Genomic DNA, 16938 nt, shown 5'->3' with positions numbered 1-16938 from the left:
TCCGATGGGGCAATCAGCGGTCGAAAGACGGACACGCGCCGGTGCCAGATACGGCGAGTCGGTTTCCCGTCACAGGCCGCTTCCGGAACTGACAACGCCGAGGGCGATGAGGTATTGGAAGGACGTTCTGCCCGGCCGGACACCGGACACGATCGTCCCGACGGGGCGTCTACCCTGCGTGATGTGGCGACGCTGACCGAACTCCTGGCGCTCGACGACGGAGTCCTGCTCGACCGGGTGTGCGCGTTCACCGCGGAGGAGCGGGCGGCCCTGCACCGGCCGGTGCTGCGCGCCTGGGAGCGGTACGCGTGGCGGGACGCTGCCGACGGTCGCAAGGATCGGTACATGCCCCAGGAGGGACGGCGGCTGGAGCTGATCCTCATGGCCGCGGCGCCCGCCGACGGGTTGTACTGGCCGCAGAACCACCAGCAGATGCGGATCGCCCGCGCGCGGGGCGGACGGTTCGTGCACGCGCTCGCCCGGCACGCACTGCGCACGATGGCGACCGCGGACTTCGGCCCGGACTTCGACGTCATCCGCGCGGCGGAACGCGACGGCCTCGTCACGCTCGACGCCGACGACGACTACGTGCTGGCGATGGTCGGCCACTTCGGCGGGCGGTACAGCGGCGGCGCGCGCCGGGCGGATCGGCTGCGGGCCGACCCGGATCTGCTGGCCCGGGCCTTCTGGCGGATCTTCGAGATCGAGGGCAACCGGCAGGTGAGCCTGGCCAACGTCGACAAGTACGGCGGCTCGTCCGTGCAGACGTGGCACGACACGGTCCTCGACCTGCTGTCGGACGCCACGATCGACCGCGCGCGGGTGCTGGACGCGACCGTCGCCGCGCTCGGGCTCGGGTTTCCGCAGTACCGCGCCGGCTGGTACTCGCGCCTGCATGCCGCGCTGGCGCCGTCCGTCGACGAACTCGCCGCCCGCCAGGCCGGCTACGTGACGCTGCTGCGCAGCTCCGTCGGGCCGACCGCCGCGCTCGCCGTCGACGCCCTCACCGCCGTGCAGAAGGCCGGCCGGCTCGACCACGACGGCGCCGCGCTCGCCGACGGGCTCGGCGCCGCGGTCCTCGTGCCCGCGAAATCCACCGCGACGAAGGCGCTCGCCCTCGCGGCGCGGGCCGGGCAGTCGTCCGTCATCGTCGCCGCGCTCGGCCATCCGCACCCCGACGTCCAGGCGGCCGCCGTCCAGCAGTTGCGGCTGCGCGGTGAGCCGGGGCCCGTCCTGTCCGCGTTGCCGGCGCTGGCGCCCGCGGTCGCGGCCGAGGCCCGCGGCTGGCTCGGCGCGGCCGCGCCGGCCACGGTCACGGCACCGGTCGCCCCGCCCGAGGTCGCCGCGCCGGCACTGGAGGCGGTGGCGTCGATCACGGACCCGGCGGAGCTGGCCGAGGCGTTCGCCATCCTGCTTGCCGACCCGACCGACGCCGAGCTGCTCGAACGCGCCCTCTGCGCGGCCGCCCGGCTCGGCCCGGACCCCGGCGAGTACGCCGGCCTGGCCCGCCGGGCGGCCCGCCTGCTGCGCGACGGCCCGGCGTACGAGTGGGACCTGCTCCTGGACGTCGTCGCCGGAGTGGTGTTCGCCGCCGCCCACGTGCCGCCGGTACGCCGGCTGCCGCCGCTCCCGCCGCAGGTGCAGCTGCTCGCCGGGCGGGCGGCCGCCGTGGAGTCGGCCTTGCGTGCCGGGCGGCGGTTCGCCCCATACGCGGAGCCGACCCATGCCGGCGGCTGGATCGCGCCGGACGTGCTCGTCCAACGGCTCACCGCCGGCGCCACTCCGGATCCGCTCTCCATGGGCGCCACCGCGGGCCCGCCCTCCACGGGCGCCGCGCCGGATCCGCTCGACCTGGTCGCCGCGCTCCTGCGGCTCGGGCCCGACCCGGCCGGCGTGTCCGCAGCGGTCCGCGACGCGGCGGACGCGGTGCCCGGCGCCGCCGGCACCGCCCTCCGGTACGCCCTCGGCGGGCCGCCACCGGAACCACTCAGCCGCTCCGACCGTCCAATGTGGATCGCCGCCGCCCGGGCACGCGCACCGCGCGGCGACGACGCGACGCTGATCGGCCGCGGACCCGGGTTCGACGCGCCCGGCGCGGGACGGGCCCGCGCGTGGCAGGTGTCGTTCGATCCCGAATGGTCCTCCTACCGGCCCATCCGGGTCGTCGCGCTCGGACCGCCCGCCGCGCCGGAACCCCCCGATCCGGCGCTGCCGACCGTGGCGCTCGCCTACTCGGGCCCGTTCGACCGGCTGCCCGGCGGGCCGTGGCACCCGTGGCTGGCGTCGATGTGGCCCGGCAACATCGAACCGCTCCTGGCCGTCGCGCTCCGGCACCAGCTCGCGGCCCTCGACGGCACCGTCGACGGCGGCGTCTCGGCCCACGCCCTGCACCTGCTCGACCGCACGGTCGCCGAACTGCCGCCGCTGAGCCCGTACGTTGTCGCGGCCGGGCTCGGAGGCGCCGGCATCAGCGACCGCACCGCCGCCGTCGACACCGCCGCGGCGCTGCTGCCCCACCGGATGGACCCGATGGCGCTGGCGTCCGCGATGGCGACGCTGGCTCCCGCGGTGCCGCTGCGCCGGTGGGCCGACGCGTTGGGCGACCTGTCCCTGGCCGGGCGCGGCGCACAGGTCCGGACCGTGCTGACCGCCTTGCTGCCGTCCCTCGACCGGGCAGGCCGCGGCCTGCACACCCTGGTGGAGCTCCTCCGCGACGAACATCTGCGCGCCGGAGTGCCGGTCACCGATCCCGCCCTGCGGCAATGGCTGCTCGCAACCACCGGCAAGTCGAAGACCGCCGCCGCCGCGCGATCCCTCCTCAGCCACCTGAACCCTGACTGACCCCGCCGGACGGTGCCGGCGGTGTGCCGACATCGCGGGCATCGATTGACATGGCGGGTGCCTGGCCCCTACGTTTCGCTCACTTTCACTTTCGCGGGGGCTCATAGTGATCAAGTTCTGTCGTTCCGTGCGCAGAAACCGCTCATTCACCGTCACCACTTCGCTCACGGTCGCCGCGGTCGGCACCGTGGTCGCGCTCGCGGCCGGCGCGCCGGCCGGCGCGGAACCCGCGCCTACACCAACAGGACAATCGACCACGAACCAGCGGGCGGCCGAGACCGCCGCCATCCGGCAGGCCGTGGACAGCGGCCGCGACGTCGAGGTGCAGGGCTCGAAGTCCGAACTCGCCCGGGTCGTGGCCACGCCGCGCGGGACGCTGGTGCGGGAGAGCTACGCCGTGCCGCACTGGACGAAGAAGGACGGTGCGTGGCGGCAGATCGACCTGAACCTGCGCCGCGACGGCGCGACGATCGCGCCGGCGGCGTCGGTCGCGGACGTGCGGTTCTCCGCCGGCGGCACCGAACCCCTCGTCACCCTCAACGGTGCCGGCGGTGCGCTCAAGCTGACCTGGCCGTCGAAGCTGCCCGCGCCCCGCATCGAGGGCGACACCGCCGTCTACGAGTCAGTGCTGCCAGACGTCGACCTGCAGGTGCAGTCCACTGTGGAGGGCTTCGGCTACTCCCTCATCGTCAAGTCCCGGCAGGCCGCGGCGAACCCGGCCCTCGCGAAGCTGAAGTTCGGGCTCACCAGCACCGGGTGGTCGCTGCGGAACAGGCCGGGCGGCGGCTACGAGGCCCGCGACAGCGCCGGGAAGGTCACCGCGTCCGCCGGGCAGGCGCTCATGTGGGACTCAGCCGGCGTACCCAGTGCGCAGCGGTCCCTCACCGCCGGCAAGCAGTCGGCGCTGCGGCACGTGCCCGACAACGCCCGCAAGGCCGACCTGCCCACCACCGTCGAGGGCGGGTCGCTCGTCATCGTCCCGGACGCCGCGATGCTCGCCGACCCGAGCGTCACCTACCCAGTGGTGATCGACCCGTGGACCGGCGTCGGACGCGCCCGCTGGGGGTACACCAACTCCACCAACGCCAACCGCGACGACGGCATCGTCCGCGTCGGCCTGAACACCGACGGGTCCGGCACCTACCGGTCGTTCTTCGCCTTCGACCTGACCTGGCTGCCCGGCAAACAGATCCGCGGCGCCAAGTTCATCACCACCATGACCCACTCCTGGTCCTGCACCGCCACCCCGGTCAGCCTGTACCGCACCGGCGACCTCACCACGAGCGGCAAACAGACCTGGTCCGGCCCCGCCCTCAACCTGTTCGTCGAGACCAAGTCCGGCAACGCCCACAAACCCTCCACCGGCGCCGGCTGCAGCAACGACCCACAACCGAACATGTACATGGAGTTCTCCAACCAGACCCTCGTCAACGACATCATCAACTTCGGCCAGGGCCGCGGCAGCTACACCCTCGGCCTGTCCGCCCGCGACAGCGACGGCACCGACGAGAGCACCGGCAACCGGTGGAAGAAGTTCGACCAGGCCTCCACCGCCATGTCCATCGAGTACAACACCCTGCCCAACACGCCGCAGGCGTCGGCGCTGACCACACACCCCGACTACACCGCCGCCGGGCAGGCCTGCGCCACCGGCTCCGGCCGGCCGACCGTGCGGTCGACGGCGCCGTGGCTCAAGGCCAGCGTCTCCGACCCCGACGGCGACCAGAGCGGGCAGCTGTCCGCCGCCTTCGCGCTCCAGCAGTGGAACGGCACCGCCTGGGTCGCCGTCGCCGGCTGGCCGAAGAGCGACACCGGCGTCCCGTCCGGGACGCTTGCCGAGGTGGGGGTCCCCGACGGCACGATCACCGGGTCGATGGCCCGCTGGCAGGTGCAGGTCAGCGACGGCCTGGGCGGCAGCTCGGGCTGGTCGCCGTGGTGCGAGTTCACGCTCGACATCACCCCGCCCGGCACCAGGCCGACCGTCGCCGCGGCCGACGGCCTGTACCTCGAGTCGCCGCCCAACGACACCATGCGCGGCTCGGCCGGGCGCAGCGGCCAGTTCACCTTCGGTGCCAACGGCGAGACCGACGTCGTCGACTACGAGTACCAGCTCGACGCCGGCCCGAAGTCGTGGGTCAACGCCGTCACCACCGGCGGGACGGCCACGGTCTGGGTCACCCCGACCCACGTCGGCGAGCACGTCCTGACGGTCCGCTCCCGCGACGGCGCCCAGAACGCGTCGCCGCCGAAGGACTACCGGTTCCTCGTCGACGTCCCGGCCGCGCCGAAGGCCGTCTGGAAGATGGACGAGGGCAGCGGCACCAGCCTGGCCACGTCGCCGGCCGGCGGCCCGGCCATGACGGCAGCCAACGGCCCGGCGTGGACCGACGGCCGCGTCCCCGGCACGCACGCCGTCAGCGGCAAGGACCGCGGGCTGCGGTTCGACGGGGTCGACGACCTCGCCTCCACCGCCGGCGCCGTGCTCGACACGTCGAAGAGCTTCAGCGCCGCCGCCTGGGTCCGGCCGACCGGCGGCCTCGACACCACCCGCACCGTCCTGTGCCAGGAAGGCGCCTCCGCGTGCGGGTTCGCGGTCACCTATGCCCCCGCGCCGGTCAACCGGTGGACGCTGACCATGTACGGCTCGGACACGGTCAACGCGCCGGTCGCGCAGACGACGTCGGGCGCGCCGCCGGCGCTCAACCAGTGGACGCACCTGGCGGCGTCGTGGGACGCCGGCACTCAGACCGCGAAGCTGTACGTGAACGGCATCCTGGCCGGTCAGTCCACCCGCGCCACGAACTGGAACGCCACCGGGGCGCTCCTCGCCGGCCGCGGCAAGCTCAACGGATCCCGGACCGGCACGTTCCTCGGCGACATCGGCGAGGTCCAGGTCTGGGACCGGGTGGTCGTCCCGGCCCTCGACCTGAAGCCGCTCGCCGCACCGGTCACCACCGGCGACTGGGACATGGAGGAATACACCACCGCGGAGCCCCGGCAGGTCACCGACAACAGCAGGTACCAGCACCCGCTGACGCTGTCCGCCGACCCGACCGTGACGTTGTGCGACGGGTACAACTTCAGCACCGGCCTCTGCTTCAACGGCACCTCCGGCGTCGCCACGGCCGACCCGGCGGTGCGCACGGACCAGTCGTTCGCGGTCGAGGGCTGGGTCCGGCTCACCGACACGACCGTGTCCCGTGCCGCCTTCTCCCAGCAGGGCAGCCGGGGCGCCGCGTACACCGTCCGCTACGACAAGACCGTCAACCGGTGGTCGTTCGCGGTCACCGGCGCCGACACCGACTCCCCGGCCGTGGTCCAGGTGAACTCGCTCGCGGCGCCGCAGGTCAACAGCTGGACCTACCTGCAGGCCGTCTACGACGCCCACGCCGGCCGGATCCGGCTGTACGTCGACCGGCAGTTGCAGAGCGAGGCGAACGTCGCCGCGATCTGGAACGCCGGCGGCACGTTCAACATCGGCCGCACGCTGCGGGCCGGCGCCGCCGCGGAGTTCTTCGCCGGTGACATCGACGAGGTCCGGGTGGTCACCGGCGTCGCACAGACGCAGACCCCGGCCGGCTACTACCAGACGATCACTCCGACCCGGTTCCTGGACACCCGCAGCGGTCTCGGCAACGGCGGCAACACCACGCCGATCCAGCCGAGCGGCACGGTCAGGCTGGCGATCGCCGGAGCGAACGGCGTCCCGGCGGCCGACGTCACCGCCGTGGCGGTCAACACGACCGTGATCTACCCGACGGCATCCGGCTACCTGACGCTGTACCCGTCCAACACCCCGCAGCCGGTGACGTCGAACGTGTACTTCCAGACGAACGCCGTGCTGGCCAACTTCGCGATCGTCCCGGTCGGACCGGACGGCACGATCAGCATCTTCAACGGCAGCGGCGGGACCGCGCACGTCGTGGTCGACGTGTCGGGCTACTTCACCTCCGACGAGGCGAAGGCGGGCAACAGCACCTACCACTCGCTCCACCCGACCCGCATCCTCGACACGAGGTCGGGGCTGGGGGCGCCGGCCACCCCGCTGACGAACAGCAGCACCATCGCGTTGCAGGTCGGCGGCGTCAACGGCATCCCGACGGGCATCACCGCGGTGGCGATCAACCTCACCTCGGCGAACGCCACCTCGGGCGGGCACCTCGTCACCCGGGCCGACGGCACACCGGTGCCCACCGCCTCCGGGCTGCAGCTGACCACCGGCGTCGTGCTCGCCGACCTCGCGATCGTGGCCGTGGCCGCCAACGGCAAGATCGACATCACGATGCAGGGCGGAGTCGGCACCACCGACGTCGTCGGCGACGTGGTCGGCTACTTCACCGCCGGCACGAGCGGCAGCAAGTACCACGCGGTCAACGCCACCCGGCTGCTGGACACCCGCCAGGACAACACCCCGGTCGCCGCGTACGGTGTCCGGTCCATCGGGCAGGGCCCCAATGTCATCGCCGACGACGCGACCCTCGTCCTGAACTTCACGGTCACCCAGGGGACCACCGCGGGGTTCGCCGTGGCCTACGCCAGCGGCACCACCCCGCCCGCGGCCTCCACCATCAACTGGTTCGCCGGCCAGACGATCGCCGCGCTGTCACTGCCGAGGACCGGTGGCGGGGTCACGGACTTCTACAACGCCGGCAGCGGCAGCACACATCTGGTGGTGGACTGCCTGGGGTACTTCTCCAGCACGTGACCGCCGCTCGGCGGGGGCACGGGGCGAGCCACCGTGTCCCCGCCGACCAGGCTTCGGCCTACTTGGCACCGGGTGGTCGGTAGGCAAGCTTCTGCCGGGTGGCCTGATCGATCTCGTCCGGCATCAGCAGCACGACCGTCTCCGTGCCGACCGCGCCGGAGGCGGTGACGGCAAGGCGAAACGCGGCGGCCGTCGCGTTGTCGGGCAGATCCACGATGATGTAAGTGTCCGCACCGCCGAAGCCGAAGTAGAACGACTCCAGGTGGCCGCCGAGACTGGTGATCAGTCGCTCGCACTCCTTGAGCCGGCCGCTGCCACCTTCGTCGAGGAGGCCCTGAACACCTTCAGCGGTGTACGAGCTTCGGAACAGGTACTTCGCCACGCCTGTCACCTTCTTCCAGGTTCGTTGCCGGGAGCGGGACGACAGTGCGGCCTCACAAGCGCGCCGTCGCCGATGCCCCACAGAGCGGTCCTGTATCTGGCCTACTTGGCGCCGGGTGGACGGTAACCGACCTTGTGCCGGGTGGCCTGATCGATCTCGTCCGGCGTCAGCAGTGCGATCACCTCCGTTTCGACCGCGCCGGAGGCGGTGACGGCAAGGCGAACCGCGGCGGCCGTCGAGTTGTCGGGCAACTCCACGACGATGTAGGTGTCCGCAGCGCCGAAGCCGAAGTAGTACGACTCCACGCTGCCTCCGAGACGGCCGACCAACTCCTCGGTCTGCTTGACGCGGCCGCTGCCACCTTCGTCGAGGAGACCCCGAACGCCTTCGGTGGTGTAGGAACTTCGGAACAGGTACTTCGCCATCGCATCTCACCTTCTTCCAGGTTCGTTGCCACTGCCGGCGGCCACCTGCGGCCGAAATTTCCTCATACCGGCGGCACAAACCTTCCGGGCGCGCGTTCTCAGCATCGGCGCCGTCGACACGACCTGGCGATGCGCCGCACCTCAACCGGCGACTTCCCTTCACGGCGGATGGGCCCTCGTCGTGAGTCATACGCCGGCCCGCACGCTGCTACCGTCCTTCAACGTGATCCGCACGCTCCGGCGGCCCTGAGCCGTGCCCTTTCACGCATACGGCCCGTCCGTCGACGACAACGCCCTCCTCGACGCCCTGCGCCAGGGCGACGAGGACCGTCCCCACGAGCCGGACGAACCGTTCTGGCGGGCGCCGTATTCATTCCTGTGGTCTGCGCTGTACTGCGGCGGGCGCCTTACCCCGGCCACGGTCGAGGGCGTCCGCTTCCTTGTCCGGACGATCGGGGAGCCCGGGTTCGGCAGCGACGACCCGACCCTGCGCCGTGCGGCCCTGTGGTTCCTGCGCGAAGTCGCCGGCGCCGCCCTCGCCGGTGCCGACCGGGCGGCGGCGTCCCGGCGTGACGAGCCCGAAGTGCGGGAGTGGCTGGCCGCGTACCTGCGCGAGTCCCGCTCCGTCCTGGACTGGACGGAGGCCGACGCGCCGGGCGAGGTGCTGCTGGCCGCGGCGCGGACGGACTGCTTCGACCTGCTGCCCGACGTGTTCGCGGCGGTTGAGCCACTGCTCGCCGCATCGGCGCCGCAGCTGCGGCTCGCTGCGGCCTCGGCCGCGGCGATGCTGAGCCGCCATCCCGATCTGGCGGTGCACCGGCCTCGGCTGCTGGCGTACCACTTGGCGGAGTGCGTCTCGGACGTCCCGTACCACCGCGCCTCGATGCTGCTGGGCGCCGGTGAACTGGACGGGGCACCGCGAGCGTGGCTGCGCGACCCACACCCCGGCGTGCGAGTGTGTGCCGCGCTCGCTCCGGCGCTCGCCGACGACCCTGCAGCGATCGCTGTGCTGCTGGCGGAGGCGACCCGGGATCCGGCGGTCATCGACATGCAGGCGTTCGAGGGCAGTATGGCGCCATGAACGCCCGTCGTGGCGGGCCGTGGCCGGCCTTACCTGAGTCGCGCCTATCCCGTTCGTCGCATCGACCGCGACACGATTCGTAACTCCGTCTGTGGCGCGTCAATGCGCTGCGGCACGGCGGCGCGTCACGGCGTGAGGAGTGGGCCTTCCTGGCGGCTCAGTGCGAGCAGCAGGTGGCGGGATTGTTCCAGCGCCTCCAGGTCGCTGCCGCCGTACAGGCCGGCGATGGACGCGCCGTCGGCCGCGTGCATGATCACGCGCGCTCGCTGGGGGTGCAGGCCGTCCGCGTCGAAGGCTTCCGCCCACCGTCTGCTGTCCTGCCGCAGCAGTTCGGCAACGCCGGGGACGCTGAACAGGGTCGCGACGAGCACCGCGAACTCGGAGTTGCCGTCGCCGCTGACGAGCTCGTCGAAGGTCGCGTTGACGTAGCCGCGCGCCAGGCGGCCGGGTGCGTTGTCGTGGGGGTCGATCGCCGCGTGGACGGCCGCCCTGAACTGTTCGATCAGGTCCTCCGCCAGTGCCAGCAGCATCTGGTCGCGGGACTTGAAGTGGTGCAGGACGCCGCCTTTCGACACGCCGGCGTGCCGCGCGATCGTGTCGACGCTGGCGCCCGCGCCGTGCGTGCCGACGACCTCCGCGGCGGCGTCCAGCACCATCCGGCGCGTCTTGTCCGTGTTGCGTCCCCGGCCCTCCACGCAGACGTCCTCCAGAGCTCGGTGTGGTGCGGCGCACCGTACCGACAGCATACTAACCGACCATCTGGATTGCTCAGCCGACCAAATGGTCCGTACAGTCGAGCGCATGGCGATCCCCTCACCGACGCGCACCGCCGACGTCCCGACCGCGAAGGCCGGCTCCCGCCAGTGGGCCGCGCTGGCGGCGCTCGCCCTGGCCGTGACCCTGCTGGCCGTCGACGGGACCGTGCTCGCGCTCGCGATGCCCGCCCTCAGCGCGGATCTGGCCGCCAGCTCCAGCCAGGTGCTGTGGATCGGCGACGTCTACTCCTTCGCCCTCGCCGGCCTGCTCATCAGCATGGGCACCCTCGCCGACCGCATCGGCCGTAAGCGGCTGCTGCTGCTCGGCGCCGCCGGCTTCGGCGCCGCGTCCGTGCTCGCCGCGTTCGCGCCGACGGCAGGATGGCTGATCGCCGCCCGTGCGCTGCTCGGCGTCGCCGGGGCCACCGTGATGCCGTCGACGCTGTCGATCATCCGCGACATGTTCACCGACCCCCGGCAGCGCACCCGGGCGGTCGCCGTGTGGTCGGCGGGCGCCTCCGGCGGCGCGGCGCTCGGCCCGCTGGTCGGCGGGGCGCTGCTGGAGCATTACTGGTGGGGTTCGGTGTTCATCATCAACCTGCCGATCATGCTGCTGGTGCTGATCAGCGTCGCCGTGCTGGTGCCCGAGTCGCGCAACCCCGAACCGGGCCGGTTCGATCCGTTCAGCGCCGCGCTGTCGATCGCCGCCATCGTGCCGCTGGTGTGGGCGGTCAAGCACTGCGCCAAGTCCGGCATCGACCTGGCCGGTCTGATCGCCGTCGTCGCCGGTGCCGCCGCCGCGGTCGTCTTCGTCCGCCGGCAGCGGGCGCTGCGCACTCCGCTGATCGACGTCACGCTGTTCACCAGGCCCGCGTTCACCGGCACCGTGCTCGCCTCGCTCGTCGCGGTGTTCGCGTTCAGCGGCCTGCTGTTCTTCTTCTCCCAGTACCTGCAGCTCGTCCGCGGCTACTCGCCCCTGCAGGCCGGGCTGCGCGAGCTGCCCGGCACCCTCGCCTCGATCGCGGTCGCGGTCGTCGCCGTCCGCGTCATCACCCGCCTCGGCGTCGGCGCGACGCTGGGCTCGTCGTTGCTGCTCACCGCCGCCGGCTTCGGCGTGCTCGCGCTCGCCGAGGGGTTCACCGGCTACCTCGGGCTGGCACTCGCGCTGGTCCTGGTCGGTGTCGGGATCGGTATCGCCTACACCGCCGCCACCGACGCGGTCCTGAACGCGGTCCCCCGCGAACGGGCCGGGGCCGCGTCAGCGATCTCCGAGATGTCGTACGAGCTGGGCGTCGCCCTCGGCATCGCGGTGCTCGGCACCCTGCACGCGGCGTTCTACCGCGGCGGCCTGCCCGACCTGTCCGGCCTGTCGGACCCCGCCCGGACGGCGGTCACCGAGTCCCTCGCCGCCGGCAGCCAGTCCCTGGCCGGCGCCGGGCAGCAGCAGATCCTCGCCGCCGCCCGGGACGCCTTCGCACGGAGCATGCAGCTCACCTCGATGATCGCCGCCGCGCTGCTCGTCGTCGCCGCCGTCATCGCCTGGAAGGTCGTGCCCTCCAGGCGGCAACCGGGGCTATCTGGTCGGTAGTGGCGCGTCGCGGTTGGTCATGGCGTCCTGGGCCTCGGGGTACCGGGCTCCGATGATGCTGATCTGATCGGCCGCGGCCCGCAGGTCGGCCAGCTGATCGGCGGTGAGCTCCACCGATGCGGCGGCCGTGTTCTCCTCCAGCCGCTGCCGGGTCTTGGTGCCGGGGATGGGCACGATCCAGGGGTGCTGGTCCAGCAGCCACGCCAGTGCCAGCTGGGCAGGGGTGGCTCCGGCCTTGGCGGCGATCTGGTTGAGGACGTCGACCAGGGCCAGGTTGGCGGCGAGCGCTTCGCCCTGGAAGCGTGGCGTCTGGCCGCGGAAGTCGCTGTCGGCGAACTTGGTCGTGGTGTCGATGGCGCCGGTCAGGAAGCCTTTGCCCAGCGGGCTGTACGGCACCAGGCCGATGCCCAGCTCGGCCAGGACGGGGATCGTGTCCTGCTCGCGGTCGCGCCACCACATCGAGTACTCGCTCTGCACGGCCGTGACCGGCTGCACCGCGTGCGCCCGGCGGATCGTGGCGGCGGCGGCCTCGGACAGGCCGAAGTGCAGGACCTTGCCGGCCTCGATCAGCTCCTTGACGGTGCCGGCGACGTCCTCGATCGGCACGTCGGGGTCGACCCGGTGCTGGTAGTACAGGTCGATGCGGTCGGTACGGAGCCGGCGTAGCGAATGCTCCACCGCCCGGCGGATGCTGTCCGGGCGGCTGCACAGCCCGCCCGGCTCCACCCCGTTCTCGGCGAAGGCGAACCCGAACTTGGTGGCGATCTTCACCTGGTCCCGCAGCGGTTCCAGCGCCTCCCCGACGACGTCCTCGTTGGTGAAGGGCCCGTACACCTCGGCGGTGTCGAAGAAGGTCACGCCGAGTTCGGCGGCGCGACGGATCAGCGCGATCGAGTCCTGGCGCGCGGGGCCACCGGTGTTGCCGTACGCTCCGGTGAGACTCATGCAGCCGTAGCCGATCTCCGAGACGGTCAGGCCGGTTCCGAGAGTTCGCTGCTTCACTGTGCTTCCTTTCGTCGTGGGTTGCGGGTCGGTCCGGGCGTCGGCCGGCGTCGTCATGGCTGGATCAGCACCTTCAGCGCGTTGCGGTCGGCCATCGCCCGGTAGCCGTCGGGGACCTGGTCGAGGGTGACGGTGCGGTCGAAGACCTTGCCCGGCTGGACCCGGCCGGCGAGGACGTCGGGCAGCAGTTCGTCGATGTACGCACGGGCCGGGGCGACCCCGCCGGTGAGTGTGATGTTGCGGAAGAACACCCCGAAGTCGGCGGGCACGTCCGGGTACTGCGGCGCGCCGACCCGGCTGACCGTGCCACCGTCGCGGACCACGGCGAACGCGGTCTCGATCGCCGGGCGCAGCCCGACGCACTCCAGCACCGTGTGGGTGCCGTCGCCGCCGGTCAGCTCCCGTACCCGATGGACGCCCTCCTCGCCGCGCTCGGCCACGACATCGGTGGCGCCGAACTCGCGGCCGAGGTCGGTGCGGTCCTTGTGCCGGCCCATCAGGATGATCCGCTCGGCACCGAGCCGCTTCGCGGCGAGGACCGCGGACAGGCCGACCGCGCCGTCGCCGATCACCGTGACCGAGGTGCGCGGGCCGACGCCGGCGGTGACCGCGCAGTGGTGCCCGGTCGGGAACACGTCGGACAGCGCCAGCAGCGACGGCAGCAGCGCCGAGTCCTCGCCGACGGGCAGCTTGACGAGGGTGCCCTGCGCCTGCGGTACGCGGACCGCCTCGCCCTGGCCGCCGTCGATCCCGCCGGTGGCCCACATCCCGCCGTGCCGGCAGGAGGTCTGCAGCCCTTCACGGCAGAAGTCGCAGGTGTTGTCGGCCCATACGAACGGCGCCACGACCAGGTCGCCGGCGGCCAGGCCGGAGACGTCGCGGCCGACGTCCTCGACGACGCCGAGGAACTCGTGGCCGATCCGGTCGCCGTCTCCGGTCGCCGGCCGGGATCCGTAGGGCCACAGGTCGCTGCCGCAGATGCATGAGCGCACGACGCGGACGAGCGCGTCGGTCTGCTCCCGCAGCACCGGGTCGGGCACGGTCTCGATCCGGACGTCGCCGGCGCCGTAGATCAGGGTTGCACGCATGGTTGTTTCCTCCGGAATGTCCGTTCGATGACTCGTGTGCGGCCACAATGCGTCACTCTCGGTGACCGCTACCCCTGTGCTTTCCATCCAACCGGCGCCGAAGCCGACGTGGCAGTGGCTGGTGTTCCAGGTACCGGCAGAACCCCCCAAGTCAGCGTGCTCAGCCGGCGGGCTCAGCCGGCGTGCTCAGTCGACGTGCTCAGTCGGCCGGGCGGGCGGCGGGCCGCTCGTGCGGCGCCGCGGTCCAGCTGGCGAGGAGGTTCAGCGCCTCTTGTGAGCTGGATCCGGGTTCGGCGGTGTAGGCGTTGAGCCGCAGCCCGACATCGGTGGTCAGGTCGAGGGACTCGTAGGCCAGGGTCAGGTCGCCGACCTCGGGATGGTGCAGGCGCTTGACCCCGGAGCGGTGCAGCCGCACGTTGTGCGCGGCCCACCAGGTCCGGAACACGTCGCTGCGGGTGGACAACTCCCCGATCAGGTCGGTCAGCGCCCGGTCATACGGGTCGCGGCCGGCCTCGGCGCGCAGCAGCGCCACCGTGTCCCCGGCGAGGGTCTCCCAGTCGCGGTAGAACTCCCGGCTCGCCGCGTGCAGGAAGATGAACCGGGCGATGTTCGGTGTGGCCGCCGCCGTGTCGAACAGCGGCGCGAACACCGCCCGACCCATCGCGTTCGCGCCGAGCACGTCCAGGCGGCCGTTGCGCACGTACGCCGGAGCCATCGTCATCGCGTCCAGCAGCCGCTGCACCACCGGGCGCAGCTGCGACGTCGGACGCCGCCGCCCGCGAGCGTTCGCGGCGGTGGTGTTCGCCGTGCGGGCCAGGTCGAACAGGTGCGCCCGTTCGGCGTCGTCGAGCTGCAACGCCCGGGCCAGGGCTTCCAGGACGCCATCGGAGGCACCGGAGAGATTGCCGCGCTCGAGGCGGGTGTAATAGTCGACGCTCACCCCGGCCAGCAGCGCCACCTCCTCCCGGCGCAGCCCGCGGACCCGGCGGTGCCCGCCGTAGGCCGGCAGACCCGCCTGCTCCGGCGTGACGTTGGCCCGGCGGGTGGTGAGGAAGTCACGGATCTCGGCTCGGCTGTCCACGCTCTCGACGCTACGACCGCCGGGCCCGGCCTGGGAGGTTCTGCCAGTACCACGAACAGCAGGCAGCGCAAGGGGCGGAGCGCACATCGCCTGGCGGCACCCACCCTGCCACGGTCGTCACTCCTTCCGAGCGAGGCCGTTCGGCGACGAAGCGATGACCTTTGCAGCTAGGAACCGACCGAACTCCGGCACAACGCAATGAACGAGCACATGTATCGACAACCGGACCCCCGTCGCACACCGTCCCAGCGGTTGTCGCACCGCCTGCGGGCGGTGGGCTCCGTGGCCTGGGCGCTCGTCGGTGTGGCGCTGCTGGTGGTCGGGGTGATCCTCCTGCTCGTCGTTCTGCGGCCCATCGTGATCTCGCTGGTGGTCGCGCTGTTCCTGGCCATCGCGTTCCTGCCGGTCGTCGACGGCCTCGCACGGCGCCGAGTCCCCCGCGCTGCCGGTGCGGCCGCCACGCTCCTGCTCGTGGTCGCGCTGGGCGCCGGCGCGATCGCGCTGGTCGTGTGGGGCGTGGCGAGCCAGCGGGAACAGATCAGCCGGAACCTGGACGCGGCCGTCAGCCAGCTGCACCACCTCCTCGGCTCGGCAGGAGTCGACGGCAACGCCGCCGAGGCCGGCCGGCAGTCCGTGCACCAGTCGGGCGACATCCTCGTGTCCGGCCTGCTGCCGGCACTGAGCAACCTGCTCGGCGCCAGCGTCAACATCCTGCTCGGCCTCTTCGTGGCGCTGTTCGTCTGCTTCTTCCTGCTCATGAACGGCCACGCCATCACCGCCCGGGCCGCCGGCCACCTCCCGCTGCCGGGACAACTGGGTCACCGCCTCCTCGGCCGGGCCGCCATGGTCGTCCGGCACTACTACGGCGGACTGACCCTCATCGGCGCGTTCAACGCCGCCGTGGTCGCCCTCGGCGCACTGCTGCTGCAGGTACCGCTGGTGGGCGCGATCGCCGTCATCACGTTCCTCGGCGCATACGTCCCCTACCTCGGCGCCGCGGTCGCCGCCCTGTTCGCCGTGTTGATCGCCCTCGGCAGCGGCGGCCAGTCAGCCGCACTCTGGATGATCCTGGTCGTCATCCTCGCCAACGTCCTGCTCCAGAACCTCGTCAGCCCGATCGCCTTCGGCGCCACACTGCGCATGAGCCCCCCGGTGATCCTCCTCGCCACCCTGATCGGCGGCGCCCTGGCAGGCGTCGCGGGTCTCGCCCTCGCCACGCCGGTGACGGCGATCGTGGCCCGCAGCATCGAACTCCTGAGGGAACCCCCTCCGGCGCCGGACACTGCCGACCTGCCACCACCCGGGCCGGCAACGTAGCTGGGGACCGGTGAACGAACCGCCGTACATCTCGTCCGACGGAACGTGATCGGGCGCACTGTCATCGGCCACGAGCGAGCACCGCGGCAGGTGTGGACGCGTCGGGGCGGTCAGTAGAGCCAGCGGTCGAGTATGCCGGGCCAGAAGTGGGTGCGGTGGTAGCCATCGCCGTACGCGGGTGGGTCGAGGGCCTTGATCTGCTGCAGGAGGTCCGCGAGTTCGGCAAGTGCGGCTTCCTCGGCCTCTTCGTCCTCGTCCCAGCGTCCGATGACGGTTGAGGTGCCCAGCCACGTGCCGACCAGGTGCAATGAACAGAGCCAGTGAATGATCGACGAGTTGACGAACTTCGTCTCATTGGTGGGCAGCAGGACCTCTTGGACGTGACCCGTTTCCGGCACGGCGCCGTACACCCACCTGATGGCTGACATGTCCAGGCGACGCTCCGCGAGCCGGTACATCGCCGGCTCAGTCCCGAACGAAACCGCATCAACGACACCGTCGATCAGCGGTATGCCGCCGGAGACAAGCGCCGCCTTCTGGATCTCCGGGAGCCGCCACGCGGCTACGTCACGCGGAGTGGCCTGCACGACCCGACCGGCGCCGGCCCATGCCGCAACCGCCTCGAAGTCGGGCGGAGTAGGAAGATCCTCGGTAGCCACGCCAGCGAGGTTAT

The 16938-nt window shown here is 72.1% G+C and carries 12 protein-coding genes; 5 read left to right on the top strand and 7 right to left on the bottom strand.

Features of this window, described 5'->3' with window-relative positions:
* Positions 1-183 precede the first annotated feature (183 nt).
* Complete coding sequence (locus tag AB0J72_RS23825; RefSeq protein ID WP_363402112.1) at positions 184-2841, top strand: DUF6493 family protein; 2658 nt, start codon at positions 184-186, stop codon at positions 2839-2841.
* Between the two features lie 127 nt (positions 2842-2968).
* Complete coding sequence (locus tag AB0J72_RS23820; RefSeq protein ID WP_363402110.1) at positions 2969-7546, top strand: LamG domain-containing protein; 4578 nt, start codon at positions 2969-2971, stop codon at positions 7544-7546.
* Between the two features lie 58 nt (positions 7547-7604).
* Here AB0J72_RS23820 and AB0J72_RS23815 read toward each other — a convergent pair whose 3' ends face one another.
* Positions 7605-7928 (bottom strand): GYD domain-containing protein, encoded by a 324-nt coding sequence (locus tag AB0J72_RS23815; protein ID WP_363402108.1) that lies wholly within the window; start codon positions 7926-7928, stop codon positions 7605-7607.
* A 101-nt stretch (positions 7929-8029) separates the two neighbouring features.
* Positions 8030-8353 (bottom strand): GYD domain-containing protein, encoded by a 324-nt coding sequence (locus AB0J72_RS23810; protein ID WP_363402106.1) that lies wholly within the window; start codon positions 8351-8353, stop codon positions 8030-8032.
* 253 nt (positions 8354-8606) lie between these two features.
* Here AB0J72_RS23810 and AB0J72_RS23805 point away from each other — a divergent pair, with 253 nt between their 5' ends.
* Positions 8607-9434 (top strand): hypothetical protein, encoded by an 828-nt coding sequence (locus AB0J72_RS23805; protein ID WP_363402104.1) that lies wholly within the window; start codon positions 8607-8609, stop codon positions 9432-9434.
* A 125-nt stretch (positions 9435-9559) separates the two neighbouring features.
* Here AB0J72_RS23805 and AB0J72_RS23800 read toward each other — a convergent pair whose 3' ends face one another.
* A complete protein-coding gene (locus AB0J72_RS23800; RefSeq protein WP_363402102.1) occupies positions 9560-10129 on the bottom strand; it encodes a TetR/AcrR family transcriptional regulator in 570 nt (189 codons plus the stop codon).
* 106 nt (positions 10130-10235) lie between these two features.
* Between AB0J72_RS23800 and AB0J72_RS23795 the strand changes: the two genes are divergently transcribed.
* Positions 10236-11777, top strand: a complete 1542-nt coding sequence (locus tag AB0J72_RS23795; protein ID WP_363402100.1) for an MFS transporter — start codon at positions 10236-10238, stop codon at positions 11775-11777.
* Here AB0J72_RS23795 and AB0J72_RS23790 read toward each other — a convergent pair.
* The 3 genes from AB0J72_RS23790 to AB0J72_RS23780 all read right to left on the bottom strand — a co-directional run bounded on the left by AB0J72_RS23790 (position 11763) and on the right by AB0J72_RS23780 (position 14948).
* A complete protein-coding gene (locus AB0J72_RS23790; protein WP_363402098.1) occupies positions 11763-12779 on the bottom strand; it encodes an aldo/keto reductase in 1017 nt (338 codons plus the stop codon). The genes AB0J72_RS23795 and AB0J72_RS23790 overlap by 15 nt on opposite strands.
* Before the next feature lie 53 nt (positions 12780-12832).
* Entirely contained in the window at positions 12833-13867 is a 1035-nt protein-coding gene (locus AB0J72_RS23785; protein ID WP_363402096.1) for an alcohol dehydrogenase catalytic domain-containing protein, read from the bottom strand.
* Between the two features lie 199 nt (positions 13868-14066).
* Complete coding sequence (locus AB0J72_RS23780) at positions 14067-14948, bottom strand: helix-turn-helix transcriptional regulator (protein ID WP_363402094.1); 882 nt, start codon at positions 14946-14948, stop codon at positions 14067-14069.
* A 252-nt stretch (positions 14949-15200) separates the two neighbouring features.
* Here AB0J72_RS23780 and AB0J72_RS23775 point away from each other — a divergent pair, with 252 nt between their 5' ends.
* On the top strand, positions 15201-16265 hold the full coding sequence (locus AB0J72_RS23775; protein ID WP_363402092.1) for an AI-2E family transporter: 1065 nt from the start codon (positions 15201-15203) through the stop codon (positions 16263-16265).
* A gap of 110 nt (positions 16266-16375) precedes the next feature.
* On the opposite strand, the gene AB0J72_RS23770 is transcribed toward AB0J72_RS23775, so the two are convergent.
* On the bottom strand, positions 16376-16924 hold the full coding sequence (locus tag AB0J72_RS23770; RefSeq protein ID WP_363402090.1) for an SUKH-4 family immunity protein: 549 nt from the start codon (positions 16922-16924) through the stop codon (positions 16376-16378).
* Positions 16925-16938 lie beyond the last annotated feature (14 nt).

The organism is Dactylosporangium sp. NPDC049742, from assembly GCF_040674675.1.
Classification (GTDB): Bacteria; Actinomycetota; Actinomycetes; order Mycobacteriales; family Micromonosporaceae; genus Dactylosporangium; species Dactylosporangium maewongense.
The sequence above is the reverse complement of the archived record's forward strand: the minus strand, read 5'-3'. Positions and strand labels throughout refer to the sequence as shown.